At 66.6% G+C, this 19,826-nt stretch carries 16 protein-coding genes; 12 read left to right on the top strand and 4 right to left on the bottom strand.

Annotated features, from left to right (window positions below):
* Window positions 1-28 precede the first annotated feature (28 nt).
* Window positions 29-1,519 carry an aldehyde dehydrogenase family protein gene (locus RZE77_RS28525; protein ID WP_319443434.1) on the bottom strand — a complete coding sequence of 497 codons (1,491 nt, stop codon included), beginning with the start codon at window positions 1,517-1,519 and terminating at the stop codon, window positions 29-31.
* Between the two features lie 234 nt (window positions 1,520-1,753).
* On the opposite strand from RZE77_RS28525, the gene RZE77_RS28520 reads away from it, so the two are divergent.
* Complete coding sequence (locus RZE77_RS28520) at window positions 1,754-2,707, top strand: AraC family transcriptional regulator (RefSeq protein ID WP_307640210.1); 954 nt, start codon at window positions 1,754-1,756, stop codon at window positions 2,705-2,707.
* A 371-nt stretch (window positions 2,708-3,078) separates the two neighbouring features.
* Here RZE77_RS28520 and baeS read toward each other — a convergent pair whose 3' ends face one another.
* Together baeS and RZE77_RS28510 are read right to left on the bottom strand one after the other, a co-directional pair.
* Entirely contained in the window at window positions 3,079-4,461 is a 1,383-nt protein-coding gene (gene baeS, locus RZE77_RS28515) for a sensor histidine kinase efflux regulator BaeS (RefSeq protein WP_319443067.1), read from the bottom strand.
* 54 nt (window positions 4,462-4,515) lie between these two features.
* Entirely contained in the window at window positions 4,516-5,139 is a 624-nt protein-coding gene (locus tag RZE77_RS28510) for a TetR/AcrR family transcriptional regulator (RefSeq protein ID WP_319435122.1), read from the bottom strand.
* Window positions 5,140-5,279: 140 nt separating this feature from the next.
* Here RZE77_RS28510 and RZE77_RS28505 point away from each other — a divergent pair, with 140 nt between their 5' ends.
* The 3 genes from RZE77_RS28505 to adeC are packed head-to-tail and all read left to right on the top strand — an operon-like array spanning window position 5,280 to window position 11,134.
* Window positions 5,280-6,488 (top strand): efflux RND transporter periplasmic adaptor subunit, encoded by a 1,209-nt coding sequence (locus tag RZE77_RS28505; protein ID WP_319443066.1) that lies wholly within the window; start codon window positions 5,280-5,282, stop codon window positions 6,486-6,488.
* Window positions 6,489-6,501: 13 nt separating this feature from the next.
* On the top strand, window positions 6,502-9,663 hold the full coding sequence (locus tag RZE77_RS28500; protein WP_319443065.1) for an efflux RND transporter permease subunit: 3,162 nt from the start codon (window positions 6,502-6,504) through the stop codon (window positions 9,661-9,663).
* A 10-nt stretch (window positions 9,664-9,673) separates the two neighbouring features.
* Window positions 9,674-11,134, top strand: a complete 1,461-nt coding sequence (gene adeC, locus RZE77_RS28495; RefSeq protein ID WP_319443064.1) for an AdeC/AdeK/OprM family multidrug efflux complex outer membrane factor — start codon at window positions 9,674-9,676, stop codon at window positions 11,132-11,134.
* A gap of 239 nt (window positions 11,135-11,373) precedes the next feature.
* Here adeC and RZE77_RS28490 read toward each other — a convergent pair whose 3' ends face one another.
* Window positions 11,374-12,072, bottom strand: a complete 699-nt coding sequence (locus RZE77_RS28490) for an HAD family hydrolase (protein ID WP_319443063.1) — start codon at window positions 12,070-12,072, stop codon at window positions 11,374-11,376.
* A 266-nt stretch (window positions 12,073-12,338) separates the two neighbouring features.
* Between RZE77_RS28490 and RZE77_RS28485 the strand changes: the two genes are divergently transcribed.
* The 8 genes from RZE77_RS28485 to RZE77_RS28450 all read left to right on the top strand — a co-directional run bounded on the left by RZE77_RS28485 (window position 12,339) and on the right by RZE77_RS28450 (window position 19,819).
* Window positions 12,339-13,619, top strand: a complete 1,281-nt coding sequence (locus tag RZE77_RS28485; RefSeq protein ID WP_319443062.1) for a DUF3422 family protein — start codon at window positions 12,339-12,341, stop codon at window positions 13,617-13,619.
* Between the two features lie 314 nt (window positions 13,620-13,933).
* Window positions 13,934-15,025 (top strand): hydrogenase small subunit, encoded by a 1,092-nt coding sequence (locus tag RZE77_RS28480; protein ID WP_319443061.1) that lies wholly within the window; start codon window positions 13,934-13,936, stop codon window positions 15,023-15,025.
* A 34-nt stretch (window positions 15,026-15,059) separates the two neighbouring features.
* Window positions 15,060-16,916, top strand: coding sequence for a nickel-dependent hydrogenase large subunit (locus RZE77_RS28475; protein ID WP_319443060.1), 1,857 nt, complete (start codon window positions 15,060-15,062; stop codon window positions 16,914-16,916).
* Between the two features lie 31 nt (window positions 16,917-16,947).
* On the top strand, window positions 16,948-17,568 hold the full coding sequence (locus RZE77_RS28470) for a HupE/UreJ family protein (protein WP_319443059.1): 621 nt from the start codon (window positions 16,948-16,950) through the stop codon (window positions 17,566-17,568).
* Between the two features lie 30 nt (window positions 17,569-17,598).
* A complete protein-coding gene (gene cybH / locus RZE77_RS28465; protein WP_319443058.1) occupies window positions 17,599-18,327 on the top strand; it encodes a Ni/Fe-hydrogenase, b-type cytochrome subunit in 729 nt (242 codons plus the stop codon).
* Between the two features lie 4 nt (window positions 18,328-18,331).
* Window positions 18,332-18,967 (top strand): HyaD/HybD family hydrogenase maturation endopeptidase, encoded by a 636-nt coding sequence (locus tag RZE77_RS28460; RefSeq protein ID WP_319443057.1) that lies wholly within the window; start codon window positions 18,332-18,334, stop codon window positions 18,965-18,967.
* A gap of 7 nt (window positions 18,968-18,974) precedes the next feature.
* A complete protein-coding gene (locus RZE77_RS28455) occupies window positions 18,975-19,319 on the top strand; it encodes a HypC/HybG/HupF family hydrogenase formation chaperone (protein WP_319443056.1) in 345 nt (114 codons plus the stop codon).
* Complete coding sequence (locus RZE77_RS28450) at window positions 19,316-19,819, top strand: thioredoxin domain-containing protein (protein WP_319443055.1); 504 nt, start codon at window positions 19,316-19,318, stop codon at window positions 19,817-19,819. Before RZE77_RS28455 ends, RZE77_RS28450 begins: the two co-directional genes overlap by 4 nt.
* The last annotated feature ends 7 nt before the right edge of the window (window positions 19,820-19,826 follow it).

Genomic DNA, 19,826 nt, shown 5'->3' with positions numbered 1-19,826 from the left:
TGAAAAGGCTGGTGCACACGTGGCCGGTTCATGATTTCGGGGCAAACCAGGGCTGGGCCACTTGCGTCTGGACCGTCACGGCCTTCAGATGGGTGTACATGTTCAGCGTCTCGTGGCAGTACTCGCTGCCGATCCCGCTTTCCTTGAAACCGCCGAACGGCGAGCCGCTGGCCAGATTGAAATAGTGGTTGATCCACACCGATCCCGCCTGCAGCCGATCGGCGGTCTCCCATGCGTTGCGCAGGTTGGAGGTGTACAGGCCGGCGGCCAGTCCGTAGCGCACGCCATTGGCTTCCTCGATCATCTGGTCGTAGTCCTTCCAGCGAATAACGCTGAGCACTGGCCCGAAGATCTCTTCCTGCGCGATGCGCATTCGGTTGTGCGCCTCGAACACCGCAGGGGTGATGAAGTAGCCTGCCTCGTGCCCGTCCACGGGAACACGCTTTCCACCGGTTACCAGGCGTGCGCCTTCGGCCTTCCCGATGTCGATGTAGCCGAGCACGCGCTTGCCTTGTTCGGCCGACACAAGGTTCGACAGCACCGTGTCCGGTGCAAGACCTGAGCCGATCTTCACGCGCTCCATTCCGGCGACCAGTCGATCCATCACCGAGTCGTAGACCGCGTCATGCACGAACAGCCGGGTGCCCGCGAGGCAGGACTGGCCGTTGCAGTACATCGTCGCGAACATCGCGTTGTCGACCACCGCATCGATGTCGTCGATGTCGGGAAAGATGATGTTCGGGCTCTTGCCGCCCAACTCCAGTGAAACGGGAACCAGCCTTTCGGCGCCAGCACGAGCAATGATTCGGCCGACCTCGCTGCTGCCGGTGAACGCCAGCTTCGATACGCCCGGGTGCGCAGTCAAGGCGGCGCCAGCTTCCTCACCGAAGCCGGGCACGATGTTGATGACGCCGGGTGGAAAAATCTCGGCGACGTGCTTGCACAGCTCCAGCGTGCTGAGCGAGGCGTTCTCATCGGGTTTCAGAACGATGGTGTTGCCTGCGGCCACCGCGGGCGCAATCTTGAAGGCAGTCATGATCGCCGGCACGTTCCACGGAATGATCTGACCGCACACACCGTACGGCTCACGCTTGGCGACCAGGTAGCCGCCGGGAATCGGCCGGCCAAAGCCCTCGTGGGTGATTGCCGCGGCCGAGAAGTAGCGGTACTGCGAAATCGCGAAGCGGTGGTCCAGTTCGGTCTCGAACAGGCGCCGGCCGATGTCGATCGAGTCGATGCGTGCGAGCCGCGGCAGGTCGGCCTCCACGGCGGCTGCGAGTTTCAGGAGCATCGCAGAGCGCTCCTCCGGCGGCGTGGCACGCCAGCCCGGAAAGGCGCTTGCCGCGGCTTGCACCGCCACATCAACTTCGACCTTGCCGCATCGGGCGATGCGTGCGAGCTGCTCGCCCGTGCTCGAATGCCGGGCTTCGAAGCTCTGGCCGGTGATCGTCGGCTGGAACTCGTTGTTGATGAAAGCGCTGTAAGTCTCGGAAAGGCCGAGTTCGTGGGACAAGCTCATCAAGTACTCCTGCATGGATGAAGGGCTGGCAAGCTGCTCAGCTGGCGCCAGTCTTGCTGAAGATGCGATGCGCAGCGATCCGAAATACGCCGGCCTGTCCGCTCTGCGCAGGTTGCTATCCCCGGGTGTCCCCTGATTGCGTGGCGTGCGGCCGCCAGAATGGCCCATACAAGAAAATAGACCGCTTGCTGCACAATGTGCAGAATTGCCGGACCGTACGCTAAAGAGGCGAACATGCACTATCAGACGAGAGATCTCGACGAGGCGATCGATGCGGTGGGTGCTGTGTACTGTCCGCATGAGCTGCATCTTGACCGTCGGGCCAGGATGCTGGACACCCGGCTGAGTGCTACCGAAGCAGGGCCTCTTCCTATCGTTCGACTCGCTTACGGAGCTCGCGTGGAAGTCGATGCCGGCGAGTTTCCCAAGCTGTTTCTCTTCATGCGGTGCACAGCGGGTGAAGCTGCGGTATTCCAGGGCAACCGAACGTCGGCCTGGAATGAAGGGGCGACGATCCCGGTATCGGCTGGGCGCCCCACGCGTTTCGATTTTGGCCCTAGCTTCGAGCAGATCACTTTGAGGCCCGACGCGGCCGCGCTTGAAGCCTGCTGCGCCAATCTCGTTGGCCGACCGCTCGATGATGGGCTGAAGTTCGACCTGGTGCCATTTTCTCCAGAGCTCGAGCGCATATGGAGTGGCATCCTGGATCTGGTCAAAACACTGCCGGGTTCGCTGCCGGCGCCGGCGTATCGATCGCTGGAGCTGTTCGTGCTGACATCCTTGCTCCATGGTCATCCACACAACTACTCGGGATGGATGCGAGGAGAGCAGCCGGTTTCGCGTCCCGCCCGCTTGGCCAGCCGCGCCGAGGCGCTGATCCACGACCACGTTGGTGATCTGTCTTTGACTGTTCTTGATATTGCCTCTTCGCTCGGGGTCAGCGTGCGTGCGTTGCAATGCGCATTTCAGCAGCATCGTGCGACTACGCCAATGGCTTATCTACGGAAGATTCGTCTTGGCCAGGTTCGTGAGCAGCTTTTGAATGTCGCGGATGAGCAGACGGTTACCGACATTGCGTTTGAGCACGGATTCTTTCACCTGGGGCGCTTTGCGCAGGAATACAAAAAACAATTCGGTGAGGCACCGTCCGATACATTGCGTGTTCGCCGTCGACGATTGTCGAGATGATTTTTCAAGAATCTGGCAGAAGCCGCTGGATCTGGGCCGAACGTGCCGCGCATCGTGTGCCGCTCAACGGCTGCATCGATCCTTCGGCGTCCCGGCCTCTCGCGACGACGCTCACCGGGCCGGACGTTCCCGGAAGCGTCGCCGCGAACTGCTGCCATTCGAATTCCCGGCGGGGCCGGACCTCGGCCTCATGCCAGGTTGCCCCGCCATCAGCGCTGATCGCCACGCCACCTATGCGCACCCCAGCGAACCCAAGGCATTCGATCCACCCATGCGCGTAGCTTAGTGCGCCTTCCGCTGCGGGACACCCCACAAATACGCACCGCACTGTGCGAATTCACGAAGGCACCTCTCATGCCCATCAAGAAGGTTCACCGGATCAGCGGCAGTTCGATCGCAATGCGAAGCCCGCCCCACTGCGACGCCGAGGCCGTGATGCGCCCTTCATGGGCCTGCACGATGTTGCGGCAGATGGCCAGTCCCAGGCCGCTGCCGCCAGTGGCCCGATTGCGGGACTGTTCGACGCGGTAGAAGCGCTCGAACAGCTTCTCCAGCTTGTCGTCGGGCACGCCGGGCGCGCTGTCCTCGATGAAGATGAGTGCGGTAGCGCCGTGCCGGGCGCAGCCCACGCGGACCATGCCGGCGCCATCCGTATAGCGCCGCGAATTCTCGAGCAGGTTGCCGAACAGCTGATGCAGGCGCACCTCGTCGCCGCTGACGATCAGCGGCGCTTGTGCGATCTGCACTATCAATTGCAGCGACGCCGCGTCGAGTCGCTGCCGCATGCTCTCGGCCGCCGCCAGCAGCACCGTGCCCACATCGACGGGAACCCGCCGGTACGCCATGGCACCGACGTCGCTCAGCGACAGGTCATGCAGGTCGTTGACCAGCTTGCCGAGCCGCTCGACCTCTATGTGCATGGCGTTGGTCGACTGGATCGTGGATGAACGGATGCCATCCTGGATGGCCTCGAGTTGCGCGCGCAGCACCGCGAGCGGCGTTCGCAGTTCATGGGAGATATCCGCCATGAAGCCCCGCCGCGCGCGATCGGCATGCTCCAGCGTCCGGGCCATGTGGTTGAAGTCACGTGCCAGCGCCCCGAGTTCGTCATGGGCGCCATCCGCAATGCGCGACGCGAAGTCTCCTGCGGCCAGGCGGTGCGTAGCCCGGGCCATGTCCCGAACCCGCCGCAGCAGCGTGCGCGCAAGGATAAGCGTGAGCAAGGCCGCCACGAGAAGCGATCCGAGTCCGACCATCGTCAAGGCGGTGAACTGGTGTTCGAGAAAGCGCTTGTCGTTCTTCGGAAGCACCGCCTCGAACGGCACCGTCGCGACCCAGCCTACTGTCCGTCCCTCGACCACGACGGGCACGCGGATCGAATGGGTGTCGATACTCGGATTGCCGACCACACGGCGCATCTGCGCATCCAGCAGGCCTACGCGCGTAAGTGCGCCAGTCTGGTTGGAAGCCGCCTCCTGGAGCGCAGGATCACCCTTCGCTTCCTGGAGAAAAGGCAACACCAGGTTCACCCACTCCCGGGAGTCGGAGCGCAGGAAGTCCCAGCTGCCACGGACGGCATAGGCTTGCGCGAGGCGTGGAACGATCTCTTCCAGCCGCGTGCGGCTCTGCTGGTTGAGATAGCCCAGGAAGCCGCGCTCCATCACGAGCCGCATGGCAATGGCCTGCACCACGACCACGGCAGCGCAGGCCAGCAGAACGAACAGGAAGAGCTTTGCCCGGATGCCGAATTTCATGGGAGCGAAACGCTTGCCGATCGGACCACGTGCATGGAGGAGCCCCGGCCGCCGTCATTCCGCGGGTTGGATGGCTGAGGCGTAGCCACCCAGGAACACCTGCACCGCGCGGCGCGTCGCCTCCCGCAGTTCCCTGCGGGTCAATGGTCCCTGGATGCCCAGGAGACTCGGCCTGACGGTTTCCGAGTCCAGCAGCGCCATCAGGTGGTGTGCCGCCGTGGTGGGGTCGGCGCTTCGCAGGCGGCCCTTGCGCATCTGCCGTTCCAGGAAACCTGCCACCTCGGCGAGGCCCTTCTTGGGCCCTCCCTCGAAGAAAAGCCGCCCGATGTCGCTGCGGCCCGATTCGGCGATCACGGCCCTGTGCGCCTGGATGACCTCTTGCGAACACACCACGGCCAGGACCTTCTCGCCGAACCGCTGCAGCACGCGCGCGAGGTCTTCATCGCCCTCCTCTGCCAGCGCCGTGAAGATCGGCTCGAAGTGGATCTTCGCCGAGGCGTGGATCACGGCAACGAACAGTTCCTCCTTGGACTTGAAGTACCCGTAGAGCGTTGCGCGCGAACCGCCGACGCGTGCGGCAATTTCCACCATCGAGGCGCCCTCGAACCCCAGTTCCCTGAAGACTTCCGACGCCACCTGGACGATGGCATCGCGCTTGGCTTCGGTCTTGACTCGCATCTCGTCTCTCTTTATTTCTGTACACAGGTGCTCATTATTGATTGACAACTCGCTGGAAGTCAAAATACATTTCAGTACAGTACTGTCTAATTAACCCATGGCCGGCCCCACCGCCCGGCCCCTTCCCCAGGAGAATCGCGATGCGTCCCCCTCTCACCTATGGCCTGACCTTTGCCGCGGCCATCGTGTCCACCTTCCTGCTGGTCGCCTGCGGCAAGCCGCCCGGCGGTCCGCCGCCGGCGCCGGGCACGCCCGAGGTCGGCATCGTCACGGTGCAGCCGCAGCGCGTGGCCATCTCTACCGAACTGCCGGGGCGCACCGTGCCCTTCCTCATCGCCGACGTGCGCCCGCAGGTCGGCGGCATCGTGAAATCCCGCAAGTTCCGCGAGGGCAGCGACGTGAAGGCCGGCGAGGTGCTCTACCAGATCGACCCCGCCACGTACAAGGCGAGCTACGACAGCAACGTCGCCGCGCTTGCCAAGGCAGAGGCCAGCCTGAGGACCACGCGGCTCAAGGCCGAGCGCTACAAGGAGCTGGTCGCCATCAAGGCCGTGAGCCAGCAGGACTACGACGACGCGGCCGCGTCACTGCAGCAAGGCGAGGCCGACGTCGCCGCGGCCAAGGCCAACGTGGAGACGAGCCGCATCAATCTCGCCTATGCGCGCATCGATGCTCCGATCTCGGGACGCATCGGCAAGTCGACGGTCACGCCCGGCGCGCTGGTCACGGCCAGCCAGTCGACTGCGCTGGCGACCATCCAGCAGCTCGATCCGATCTACGTCGACCTGACGCAGCCCAGCGCCGCAGTGCTCCAGCTCAAGCAGGCGATGGCGCGCGGCGACCTGCAAAAGAGCGGCGCCAATGCCGCCCGGGTGCGGCTGCTGCTCGAAGACGGCAGTGCGTATCCGATCGAAGGCAAGCTCGAGTTCTCGGATGTCACGGTGGACCAGAACACCGGCGCCATCACGCTGCGCGCGGTGTTTCCCAACCCCGCTGCCGACCTGCTGCCCGGCATGTATGTGCGCGCCGTACTGCAGGAAGGCGTGAAGGAGCAGGCGCTCATGGTGCCGCAGCAGGCGGTGTCGCGCGACGGCTCCGGCAAGCCGACAGCCTATGTGGTGGACGCGCAGAACAAGCTGCAGCGGCGCATGCTCGAGACCGAGCGCGCCGTCGGCGACCAGTGGCTGGTGAAGAGCGGCCTCGCGGCCGGCGACAAGCTGGTGGTGGACGGCCAGCAGCGCGCGGCGCCGGGGGTCGAGGTGAAGACGGTGCAATGGAGCCCCAGCTCCAAGCCGGGCACCCAAACGGCCAAGGCCGCCCCGCCGGCATCCGCTGGCGCGGCGAACTGATCGAGAGACCGCCATGGCACGTTTCTTCATCGACCGCCCCATCTTCGCGTGGGTTCTCGCCATCATCGTGATGCTGGGCGGCGTCATGTCCATTGCCACGCTGCCGATCGCGCAGTACCCGAGCATCGCGCCGCCCGCCGTCGCGATCACGGCCAACTACCCCGGCGCTTCGGCCAAGACGCTGGAAGACACCGTCACCCAGGTCATCGAGCAGAAGATGAAGGGCCTGGACCGGCTGAGCTACATGGCCTCGACCAGCGAGTCCTCGGGCTCGGTCACCATCACGCTCACCTTCGAGAACGGCACCGACCCCGACACCGCGCAGGTGCAGGTGCAGAACAAGCTCTCGCTGGCCACGCCGCTGCTGCCGCAGGAAGTGCAGCAGCAAGGCGTCACCGTCACGAAGTCGGCCACCAACTTCCTGAACGTGCTGGCCTTCACCTCGGAAGACGGCAGCATGAACGGCTCCGACCTGTCGGACTACGTGGCCGCCAACGTGCAGGACGCGATCAGCCGCGTCGAGGGCGTGGGCGACACCACCCTCTTCGGCTCGCAGTACGCCATGCGCGTATGGCTCGACCCGAACAAGCTCGCCAACTTCAGCCTCACGCCGCTGGACGTGAAGAGCGCGATCCAGGCGCAGAACGCGCAGGTGTCGGCCGGCCAGCTCGGCGGCATGCCGGCCGCGGGCAGCCAGCAGCTCAACGCGACCATTACCTCGCAAACGCGCCTGAAGACCGCGCAGGAGTTTGAGGACATCCTGCTGCGCACGCAGACCAACGGCGCGCAGGTGCGCCTGCGCGACGTGGCGCGCATCGAGCTGGGCAGCGAGTCGTACAACACGGTCGGCCGCTACAACGGCAAGCCGGCTGCCGGCCTGGCCATCAAGCTGGCGGCCGGCGCCAATGCGCTCGACACGGTCAAGGCGGTCGACGCCCGCGTCGCAGAGCTCGAGAAATTCTTTCCGCAGGGCATGAAGGTGCAGAAGCCCTACGACACCACGCCGTTCGTGCGCATCTCGATCGAAGAAGTCGTCAAGACGCTGGTCGAGGCGATCGTGCTGGTGTTCCTGGTGATGTATCTCTTCCTGCAGAACTTCCGCGCCACGCTGATCCCGACCATCGCGGTGCCCGTGGTGCTGCTCGGCACCTTCGGCGTGCTCGCGGCCTTCGGCTTCACCATCAATACGCTCACCATGTTCGCGATGGTGCTGGCCATCGGCCTGCTGGTGGACGATGCCATCGTGGTGGTGGAGAACGTCGAGCGCGTGATGACCGAGGAAGGCCTCTCGCCGAAGGAGGCCACGCGCAAGTCCATGGGCCAGATCACCGGCGCGCTGGTCGGCGTGGCCCTGGTGCTGGCGGCGGTGTTCGTGCCGATGGCCTTCTTCGGTGGCTCCACGGGCGTGATCTACCGGCAGTTCTCGATCACCATCGTCTCGGCGATGACGCTGTCGGTGCTGGTGGCGCTGGTGCTCACGCCGGCACTGTGCGCAACGCTGCTCAAGCCGGTGCCCAAGGGCCATGCGATGGCGAGCACCGGCTTCTTCGGCTGGTTCAACCGCAGCTTCGACCGCGGCAACGGCCGCTACCAGGGCATCGTGCGGCACATGATGGGCAAGGGCTGGCGCTACATGGTGCTGTACGCGGTCCTGCTGGCCGCGGTGGTGTTCGGCTTCATGAAGCTGCCGGTGGGCTTCCTGCCGGACGAGGACCAGGGCACGATGTTCGGGCTGGTGCAGTTGCCGCCGGGCGCGACCAATGCGCGCACGGAAGAAGTGATCCGCCAGGTGGAGCAGCACTTCCTGGTCGACCAGAAGGACGCGGTCTCCGGCATCTTCACGGTGGCGGGCTTCAGTTTTGCGGGCAGCGGGCAGAACACCGGTTTCGCCTTCATCAAGCTCAAGCCCTGGGACGAACGCAAGGGCGAAGCGTTGAGCGTGACGGGCGTGGCAGCGAAGGCCGGCGCTTTCTTCAACACCATCCGCGACGCCAAGGTGTTTGCCTTTGCGCCACCGGCCGTGGCGGAGCTCGGCAACGCGACCGGCTTCGACCTGATGCTGCAGGACCGCGCCAACCTCGGGCACGAAGCCCTGATGCAGGCGCGCAACCAGCTGCTCGCCACGCTCGGCAACGACAAGCGCCTGGTGGCCGTGCGTCCCAACGGGATGGAGGACACGCCCGAATTCAGGCTCGAGATCGATCCGCACAAGGCGCAGGCCCTGGGCCTTTCGATGGCCGACATCAACGACACCTTCTCGGCCGCCTGGGGCAGCAGCTACGTCAACGACTTCATCGACAAGGGCCGCGTGAAGAAGGTGATGCTGCAGGCCGATGCGCAGTACCGCATGCTGCCCGGGGACATCGACCGCTGGTACGTGCGCAACAGCGCGGGAACCATGGTGCCTTTCACTTCATTCGCCAAGGCGGGTTGGAGCTCGGGCTCGCCCCGCCTGGAGCGCTACAACGGGGTTCCCTCCATCGAGATCCTGGGCATGGCCATGCCGGGCAGCGCTTCCAGCGGCGAGGCGCTGGCCATCGTCGAGGAGGCGGTGGCCAAGCTGCCCGCGGGCATCGGCTACGAATGGACCGGCCTGTCGCGCCAGGAGAAGGCCTCGAGCGGCCAGACCGGCCTCCTGTACGCGCTGTCGATCCTGATCGTGTTCCTCTGCCTGGCCGCGCTCTACGAGAGCTGGGCCATTCCGTTCTCCGTGATCATGGTGGTGCCGCTCGGCGTGCTGGGCGCGCTGGTCGGGGCGATCCTCACGTGGAAGATGAACGACGTGTACTTTCAGGTGGGCCTGCTCACCACGATCGGCCTTGCATCGAAGAACGCCATCCTGATTGTCGAGTTCGCGAAGGACCTGCACGCACAGGGCAAGGGACTGGTCGAGTCGGCGCTGGAAGCCGCGCGGCTTCGCCTGCGCCCCATCCTCATGACCTCGCTGGCCTTCATCCTCGGCGTGCTGCCGCTGGTATTGGGAAGCGGCGCCGGGGCCGGCGCGCAGCATGCGCTGGGCACGGCCGTGATCGGCGGCATGCTGTCGGGAACCATCCTCGCGATCTTCTTCGTGCCTCTTTTCTTCGTGCTGGTGCGCGGCCTGTTCAAGGGCAAGGACCAAGGCGATTTCGCCGGGCCGGCCTCGCATGCACAACCGGCTGCGGCCGCATCCTGAGATCCCGGTCATGAAACTCCTTCGCTTCACCCCGCTTGCGCTCGCTACCCTGGTGGCCGGCTGCAGCCTGATGCCCGACTACCAGCAGCCCGCGGCGCCGGTGCCCGGCAAGTTTGCCGGCGATGCGGCCGCCGACCCGGCATCCACCACGCCCGTCGCCGAGCTCGGCTGGCGCGATGTCTTCACCGATCCGTCGCTGCAGCGCGTGATCGAGATGAGCCTCGCCAACAACCGCGACCTGCGCGTGGCGGTGCTGAACATCGAGAAGGCCCGCGCCCAGTACCGGGTGCAGGACGCGGCGCTCTTCCCCACCGTCAACGCCAGTGCCGGCGGCAGCGGCAGCCGCACGCCGGCCGACCTGTCGTCCACGGGCGAGGCGCTCACGGCACGCCAGTACAGTGCCTCGCTCGGATTCAGCTCGTACGAGATCGACCTGTTCGGCCGCGTGCGCAGCCTGAGCGCGCAGGCGCTGCAGCAGTTCCTCTCCACGGCCGAGGCGCGCCGCAGCACGCAGATCAGCCTGGTGGCCGAAGTGGCGACCAGCTACCTCACGCTGGCCGCCGACCAGGACCGGCTAAAGCTCGCGCGCGACACGCTCCAGAGCCAGAGCGATTCGTACCGCCTCAACCAGCGCAGCTTCGAGCTGGGTGCGGCCTCGGCGCTCACGCTCCGCCAGGCGCAGACCAGCGTCGACGCCGCACGCGTGGACGTCGAGCGCTACACCGCGCAGGTGGCGCAGGACCGCAATGCGCTGGTGCTGCTCGTGGGCGCCGAAGTGCCGGACGCACTGCTGCCGCAGGCCCTGTCCGACGCGGCGGCGGTGGCCGCAAGCCCGCTGGCCACCATTCCGCCGGGCCTGCCCTCGGAGCTGCTGCAGCGCCGCCCCGACATCCTGCAGGCCGAGCGCGACCTCAAGGCGGCCAACGCCTACATCGGCGCGGCGCGCGCGGCCTTCTATCCGCGCATCAGCCTCACCGCATCGGCCGGCACGTCGAGCAGCGAGCTCTCGGGCCTGTTCAAGGGCGGCTCGGGCAGCTGGAGCTTCGCGCCGCAGGTCACGCTGCCGATCTTCGACGGTGGCGCCAACCGCGCCAACCTCAAGATCGCCACGGTGAGCCGTGACATCTCGGTGGCGCAGTACGAGAAGGCGATCCAGACCGCATTCCGCGAAGTCTCGGACGCCCTGGCGCAACGCGGCACGCTCGGGCGCCAGCTCGATGCGCAGGAGTCGCTGGTGAATGCGACGGCGGACAGCTACCGGCTGTCGCAGGCGCGCTTCCAGCGCGGCGTGGACAGCTACCTGAGCGTGCTCGACTCGCAGCGCTCGCTCTACACCGCCCAGCAGAACCTGATCAGCACTCGGCTGTCGCGCCTGACCAACCTGGTGACGTTCTACAAGACGCTGGGGGGCGGCTGGAACGAGGCCACGGGCACTCCCGTGGCTGCGAAGTCGCCGGATACGGCTTCCTGAAGAGAGAAGATGTCTGCAAATTTCCCTTCGGGGCTTCGGCGCAGGCCTCTCATGAAGCGGCGCAAGCCGGACCCGCACACCGGCGACGAGCCGGTGCGCGATCCAGTCCCGTTGCCGCGGACCGGAATGGACAGCGTCCTTCCGCTTCTGGCAGCGTGATGCCAGCGGTGTGACCGCCCCACTGGCTGGCGCGGCAGCGGCGTGTCGCTCCCGCACCGGTTCGTTCGTCACCGACGCGTTCAGGCTGCCGGCCGCCCATGGCGACGAGTCTGCGGCAGCGCCATGCGAACCAGCAGGTCCGCGGGCGTGTCGAGGCGCCAGACGGTGCCGCCCTGTCCGCTGCCGAGCAGGCCATAGCCCCAGCCGGCCCAGGCCGCACGGCACCCGGCAGCGCAAGCCGCCTGGCGGGCACTGGCCGAGTCCCCGATCATCAGCATGTGCTCCGGGCGAGTTCCGAGCACCCTCGCAGCCTGCGCGATCAAGAGCGGCGATGGCATGCGAAGCGCCGCCGTGTCGGCACCGCGCACCGTGGTGAAATAGCCGAGCAGCCCGGCTTCCTCCAGCACCGCCCGGGCGAGCACGGTCGGCGTGTTGGTGATCACGGCCAGCGGCACGTTCTTGCGCCCGAGTTGCTCCAGCAGCTTTTCGACACCGGCATAGATCGAGCATTCGGCAAATGGCAAGCCCAGCACCATCGCGTCGAAATTGCGACGAACGCGCATCGACAGCCACGCTGTGTCGACGTCGTGCAAGTCGATCGCCCGCAAGGCACGCTCGATGAGCGCGTCGGGCCCGTCGCCAATCCAACCGCGCACACGCTGCAGATCGAAGCAAGGCAGATCGGCTTCGTGCAGCGCCGTGTTGAGTGCCAGCGCGACGCCGCCGGCATTGTCGACCAGCGTCCCATCCAGATCGAAGGCGATCGCCTGGAACGTCATCGCGTCGGCCTCGCGAGCCACAATGGCGCGACGGCGGCCGCGGGTACTCTCCTTGCTCGCAAGGAAAGGCTGGAGTCATCGGCCATGGAAATTCTGCTCCTATTCATGATCAAGCGCGTCCATTTCCCGAGCTGGCAGCCCCGCGCGCGGTGCCGCCTTCACGCCCTTCACGCAATTCCTGGTCCATGTGGCCCAATCCCGATCCACGCGCAACTGGGCGCAAGCTCGGACGGATCCAAGAAGCGTTGCACTTGCCGGAACCCGAAATGAAACTGCCGACAGAAGTCGAAGGACGCCAGCAGCTGGCCGACGAAATCCACGCGCGCCCCTTCGAGCCGCTTTCCACGCCGGGCGCCGCATTGGCCATTGCGACGCTGCGCGAAGGCCCGGACGACGATGCGCGTTGCATCGCGCATCTGGCGCGGCTGGGCGGCGACGCCTCCGGAGCGGGCACCGCCACGCAGTGCCAGGTGCGCTGCGGCGCGCTGCGCGTGCGCTGGGAGCGCCACACGGAGTTCCACACTTTCACCGTGTTCGCCGATCTTGGCGAACTCGCCATGGACGAGGCCTTCGACACCGGCTGGCTCGATGCCCTGCCGCAGGATTGGCTGGCCTCCCTCCCCGGCCGCATGATCTCGGCCACGCAGCTGGCCGTGCTCCCCTGCCCCGGCGATCCGCCCCATGCGCGCTTGGTGGCGCCGCTTTTCGGCGGCGATCTGCTGGTGGGCAACCGGGTGGCCGAAGGCGCGGCCACCGTGGTGTCGGACCTTCGCACCAAGGATGGCGTGACGCGCTTCCTGGTGTTCGACCACGCCATGAACCGGCGGCGCGCGGGCCGCACCGTCCAGCGCCTGATCGAAGTAGACACCTACCGGATGATGGCCCTGCTCAGCCTGCCGCTGGCTTCGCGGCGCATGGTCCAGCTCGCGGCGGAAGAAACCCAGCTCGCGTCGCTGATGGCCCGCTTCCACGATGCGACGGACGGCGACGAAGTGCTGCTGCACGAACTCGTCACGCTGGCGGCCCAGGTCGAGCATGCGATGGCCGAGAACAGTGCGCGCTTTGCGGCCACCCGCGCCTACAGCGGCATCGTGAACCAGCGGCTGGTCGATCTGCGCGAGACGCTGGTGCCGGGCCTGCAGCCGCTGTCGGAGTTTCTGGAGCGCCGGTTTCGGCCGGCCATGGACAGCTGCGCGGCCACGGCGGCCCGTCAGACGCAGTTGTCAGAGCGGATCGCCCGGGCCGCGCAGCTGCTGCAGACGCGCTCCGAAGTCGAGCGCGAACGGCAGAACCAGGCGCTTCTCAGCTCGCTCGACCGGCGCCAGGGCCTGCAGTTGCGGCTGCAGGAAACGGTCGAGGGCCTGTCGGTGATCGCCATGACCTACTACGGCGTCGGCCTCGCCAACTACCTGCTCAAGCCCTTGGCCAAGGCGATGGGTTGGCCCGAAACCGCGGTGACGCTGGTGGCCGTGCCGGCGATCGCGCTGCTCGTGCTGCTCAACATGCGCCGGCTGCGCCGGCATCTGCACCAGTCGACGGACAGCTAGGCCCCACCGCATCTGTCCGGGCCGCCACCCGGATCGCGGGGGTGCTGGTGGAAGCAGCGCTTGCACTTTGGCGGCCCGTCTGGAAGCGCCGCGTCGACATGCCGCCCGGACGCTGCGCCGCGCTTGCTGTGTCGCTCGCATTTACCCAATCAAATCAAGCAGTTGCCGCGCCTCCGCAGGGTATTCCCTCGGGGGCGTTCGCACTGGTCCGCAAGTTGCGATGAAGAGGGGGCAGCAGGCATCGCCTGGGGCCGCCGGCCCCTCGCAGGCCCGCTGTCCACGACATCGCCGCAAAGGCAAGGAGACAGCACACGATGGAAACGTTCTACGAAGTGATGCGCCGCCAGGGCATCTCGCGCCGCAGCCTGCTCAAGTACTGCTCGCTGACCGCCACGTCCCTGGGGCTCGGGCCGGCCTTCGTGCCGCAGATCGCCCATGCCATGGAAACCAAGCCGCGCACGCCGGTGCTCTGGCTCCACGGCCTCGAATGCACCTGCTGCTCGGAGTCGTTCATCCGCTCGGCGCATCCGCTGGCCAAGGACGTGGTGCTGTCGATGATCTCGCTGGACTACGACGACACGCTGATGGCCGCCGCCGGACACCAGGCCGAGGCGATCCTCGAAGAGATCATGAAGAAGTACAAGGGCAACTACATCCTGGCCGTGGAGGGCAACCCGCCGCTCAACCAGGACGGCATGAGCTGCATCATCGGCGGCAAGCCCTTCATCGACCAGCTCAAGCACGTCGCGAAAGACGCGAAGGCGATCATCTCGTGGGGCTCGTGCGCCTCCTGGGGCTGCGTGCAGGCCGCCAAGCCGAACCCGACCCAGGCCACGCCCATCCACAAGGTGATCTTCGACAAGCCGATCATCAAGGTACCGGGCTGTCCGCCGATCGCCGAGGTCATGACCGGCGTCATCACCTACATGCTGACCTTCGACCGGATTCCCGAGCTCGACCGCCAGGGCCGCCCGAAGATGTTCTACAGCCAGCGCATCCACGACAAGTGCTACCGCCGGCCGCACTTCGACGCCGGGCAATTCGTCGAGGCCTGGGACGACGAATCCGCGCGCAAGGGCTACTGCCTCTACAAGGTCGGCTGCAAGGGCCCGACCACCTACAACGCCTGCTCGACCGTGCAGTGGAACGAAGGCACCAGCTTCCCCATCAAGGCGGGCCACGGCTGCATCGGCTGTTCGGAAGACGGCTTCTGGGACAAGGGCTCGTTCTACAACCGCCTGACCGACATCCACCAGTTCGGTGTCGAGGCCAACGCGGACCAGGTCGGCGCAACGGCAGCCGGCGTGGTCGGGGCGGCCGCGATCGCGCACGCCGCTGCATCGGCGATCAAGCGCGCCGCGCAGAAGAAGAACGACACCCAGGCACCGGCCGACGCCGGGCGCTGACTCCCTCACGCTCCCACGGCAAGGAAAAAAACAAATGAGTGCATACGAGACACAAGGCTTCAAGATGGACGACACGGGCCGCCGCATCGTGGTGGACCCCGTGACGCGCATCGAGGGCCACATGCGCTGCGAAGTCAACGTCGACAGCAACAACGTGATCCGCAACGCAGTGTCCACCGGCACGATGTGGCGCGGCCTGGAAGTGATCCTCAAGGGCCGCGACCCGCGCGACGCATGGGCCTTCGTCGAGCGCATCTGCGGCGTGTGCACGGGCTGCCATGCGCTGGCCTCGGTGCGCGCGGTGGAGGATGCGCTCGGCATCACCATCCCGAAGAACGCCTACCTGATCCGCGAGATCATGGCCAAGACGCTGCAGGAGCACGACCATGCCGTGCACTTCTACCACCTGCATGCGCTCGACTGGGTCGACGTGGTGTCGGCTCTCAAGGCCGATCCGAAGAAGACGTCGGAGCTGCAGCAGACGGTGTCGCCTTCGCATCCCATGTCGTCGCCGGGCTACTTTCGCGACATCCAGAACCGGCTCAAGAAGTTCGTCGAGAGCGGGCAGCTCGGCCCTTTCATGAACGGCTACTGGGGCAACAAGGCCTACGTGCTGCCGCCGGAGGCCAACCTGATGGCCGTGACGCACTACCTGGAAGCGCTCGACCTGCAGAAGGAGTGGGTCAAGGTCCACACCATCTTCGGCGGAAAGAACCCGCATCCGAACTACCTGGTCGGAGGCGTGCCCTGCGCCATCAACATCGACAAGGACGGCGCGGCGGGCGCGCCGGTCAACATAGAGCGGCTGAACTTCATCGAGGCGCGCATCCGCGAGATGATCGAGTTCAACAACAACGTGTACGTCCCCGACGTACTCGCGATCGGCACCATCTACAAGCAGGCCGGATGGCTCTACGGCGGCGGCCTTTCCGCCACCAACGTGATGGACTACGGCACCTATGAGAAGGTGATGGGCGACCACAAGACCCAGCAGCTGCCCGGCGGCGCGATCCTGGGCGGCAACTGGAACGAGATCCTGCCGGTCGACCCGCGCGATCCTGAGCAGGTACAGGAGTTCGTCAACCACAGCTGGTACAAGTACGCGGACGAGTCGAAAGGGCTGCATCCCTGGGACGGCGTGACCGAGCCTAACTACGAGCTCGGCGCAAAGACCAAGGGCACGCGAACCAACATCGAGAGGCTGGACGAGAGCGCCAAGTACTCGTGGATCAAGTCCCCGCGCTGGCGCGGCCATGCGATGGAGGTCGGGCCGCTGTCGCGCTACATCCTCGGCTACGCGCATGCGGCGAAGGGCAATCCGCACTGCCAGCGTGTGAAGGAGCAGGTCGACCTGTCCGCCGCAGTCATCAACAAGGTGTTTCCGAAGGCGCTCGGCATGCCCGAGACCCAGTACACCGTGAAGCAGCTGCTGCCCACGACCATCGGCCGGACGCTTGCGCGCGCGCTCGAAGCGCAGTACTGCGCGGAGATGATGCTGGACGACTTTAAGGAACTCGTTGCCAACATCAAGGCCGGCGACACCAGCACCGCCAACGTCGAAAAGTGGGACCCGGCCACCTGGCCCAAGGAAGCCAAGGGCGTGGGCACGGTCGCCGCGCCGCGCGGTGCGCTCGGCCACTGGATCCGCATCAAGGACGGCCGCATCGAGAACTACCAGTGCGTGGTGCCGACGACCTGGAACGGCAGCCCGCGCGACACCAAGGGGCAGATCGGCGCGTTCGAGGCCAGCCTGATGAACACGCCCATGGCCAATCCGGAGCAGCCGGTCGAGATCCTGCGCACGCTGCATTCATTCGACCCGTGCCTCGCGTGCTCGACCCACGTGATGAGCCCCGACGGCCAGGAACTCACCAGCGTCACGGTGCGCTGAAAAAACGACCCCAAGAAACGGAGACAAGCACATGCAGATCCAGACAACACGCAGCGCCCGCGCAAGGGTGTCGCCGGCGGCCAAGGGCCTGGCCGCCGTGACCGCGCTCGCGATGGCCTCGGCGGCGCAGGCGCACCCCGGTCACGGCGCGGAAAGCTTCGCGGCCGGTCTCGCCCACCCTTTCGGCGGCCTCGACCACCTGCTTGCCATGGTGGCCGTCGGGATGTGGTCGGTGGTCGCACTGCCCAAGGCGTGGCGCACTGCCGGCCCGGCGGTTTTTCTTGCGGCGCTGCTGCCCGGCGCCGCACTGGCCGCCGGCGGCATCGGTCTGCCATGGGTCGAGGCCGGCATCGCGCTGAGCGTGGTCGCGCTCGCCGTCCTGATGCTGAACGCCAGGCGCATCGCGCCCGCCACCGGATTCGCGCTCGTCGCGATGGCCGGTGTGCTCCACGGGCAAGCCCATGGCGCCGAACTGGCCGGGGGCCACCCGTTCATGGCTTATGCGGCCGGCTTCATGGCGGCGTCGACGCTGCTGCACGCCATGGGCCTGTGGGCCGGCGCGTCGCTGCAGCGGCTGCCGGGCTGGGCCTGGCGCACGGCAACCGCGCTGATCGGCGGCAGCGGGCTGTTCATGCTCGCGGCGCGGGTCTGAGGCCGGTGCGCACCACCGCAGGAACACGCCATGAACACCACTTCATCCCCGCCGGTCCCGGCGCACAGCGCCGACGACAGCAGCGTGGCCCACGGCCAGTCGATCAAATCGGTCTATGTGTACGAGGCGCCGGTAAGGATCTGGCACTGGATCAATGCGCTCGCGATCACCGTGCTGGCCGTCACAGGCTATTTCATCGGTTCTCCGCTGCCGACCCAGCCCGGCGAGGCCAGTGCGAACTTCCTGATGGGCTACATCCGCTTCGCGCATTTCGCGGCGGGCTACGTGCTGGCGGTCGGCCTGCTGGGGCGCATTTACTGGGCCGTTGTCGGCAACCACCATGCGCGCGAGCTGTTCTGGGTTCCCATCTTCCAGCGCATCTACTGGCAGGAGATCTGGGGCATGGCGAAATGGTATGCGTTCGTCAGCGCGCGGCCGGGCCGGTATGTGGGCCACAACCCGCTGGCGCGCTTCGCGATGTTCTTCGGGTTCCTGCTGCTGTGCATCTTCATGATCGTCACCGGCTTCGCCCTTTATGCGGAAGGCGCCCAGCGCGGCTCATGGCAAGACCGGCTGTTCGGCTGGGTCATTCCGCTCTTCGGTCAATCGCAGGACGTGCACACCTGGCATCACCTCGGCATGTGGGGACTGATCGTCTTCGTGATCGTGCATGTGTATGCCGCCATCCGCGAGGACATCATGGGCCGCTCTAGCGTAGTCAGCACCATGATCTCCGGCCACCGCACGTTCAAGGACTGAGCACATGCCGTCGGATGAATCGATCTGCGTGCTAGGCATCGGCAACGTGCTGTGGGCCGACGAAGGCTTCGGCGTGCGCTGCGTCGAGGCGCTGCAGCGGCGCTACGAGTTCGCGCCGCACGTGGCGCTGATCGATGGCGGCACGCAGGGGCTTTACCTGATCCAGCATGTGCAGCAGGCCACCCGGTTGCTGATCTTCGACGCGATCGACTACGGCCTTCCGGCCGGCACCCTCAAGCTGATCGAGGACGACGAGGTGCCGCGCTTCATGGGCGCCAAGAAGATGAGCCTGCACCAGACCGGCTTCCAGGAGGTTCTGATGCTGGCGCAGCTCACCGAACGCTATCCACAGCGCGTGCTTCTCGTCGGTTGCCAGCCCGAAGAACTGGACGACTATGGCGGCAGCCTGCGCCCCGCCGTGAAGCTTGCGATGGAGGATGCGCTCGCGCTCGGTGTCGATGAACTGCGCCGCTGGGGCGCCGTGCCGCGTCCGCGCCGCCTTCCGCTGGCCGGCTCCGAGGCCGTGACCTTCCGCCAGCTCGACCTCGACCGCTACGAGGCCGAGCGGCCGGACGAGGACGCCGCCTGCCGGCTCGGCGACGAACGCTTTCTGCCGGCCCCCCCCGGTCAGCCGGCCTGAGCGAATCATGTGCATCGGCATTCCCATGCAGATTGTCGCCATCGAGCCGGGGCACGCCATCTGCCGCGGGCGGGGCGAGCAACGCCGCGTCCGGACCTTGCTGGTGGCCGAACCCGCCGTCGGCGACTGGGTGCTTGTCTTCCTCGACAGCGTCCGCGAGCGCATCGATGCGCGGCGCGCTGCCGAGATCTGCGCCACGCTCGACCTGCTCGCGGCGGCGCAGACCGGCGCCGAGGGCGGCACCGCGGCTGCGTTCGCGCTTCCCTCCGCCGCGAGCACGCAGGAACTTCTCGCGCTGTGCGGCCAGCCGCTGTTGCGCCTTGCCGACGAAACCACCGAAAGCCCTTCATGACACTCGAAACCACCGGCACCGAGACGCTCGTGCGCCTCCCGGTCCAGCAGCCTGAAACGCGCCGCGAGGGCTCCGCGCTCATCGCGCGCCTGGTCGATGACTTCGGCGCGACCTGGGTCGACGACCAGAGCATCGACGCGTGGTCCGCGCAGGGCGGCGACCGCGTCGTGCTGTTCGCGGGCGATCCGGTGCGCTTTCCCGAAGGCCAGGACGTGGCCGCCGTGCTGCCCGAACTGATGCGCAGCTTCCCGGGCCGCTTTGCCGTGGCCGTCGTGCCGCGCGACCTGGAGGACAAGGTCGCGCGCCGCTTCGGTTCGCAGCGCTGGCCCACGCTGCTGTTCCTGCGCGACGGCGGCTACGTCGGCACCGTGCCGGGCATGCACGACTGGGACGTGTTCCTGCAGCGGGTCGAAGCCGCCCTGGCGAGCCCGGTGGGCCGCGCGCCGACGATCGGCATTCCGGTGGTGAGCGCCACGGGCGCGGCCAGCGCCTGCCACTGAGGACCGC

This window comes from Variovorax sp. SPNA7 (assembly GCF_033807855.1).
GTDB lineage: Bacteria > Pseudomonadota > Gammaproteobacteria > Burkholderiales > Burkholderiaceae_C > Variovorax > Variovorax beijingensis.
This window is presented reverse-complemented; position numbering and strand designations above follow the sequence as displayed.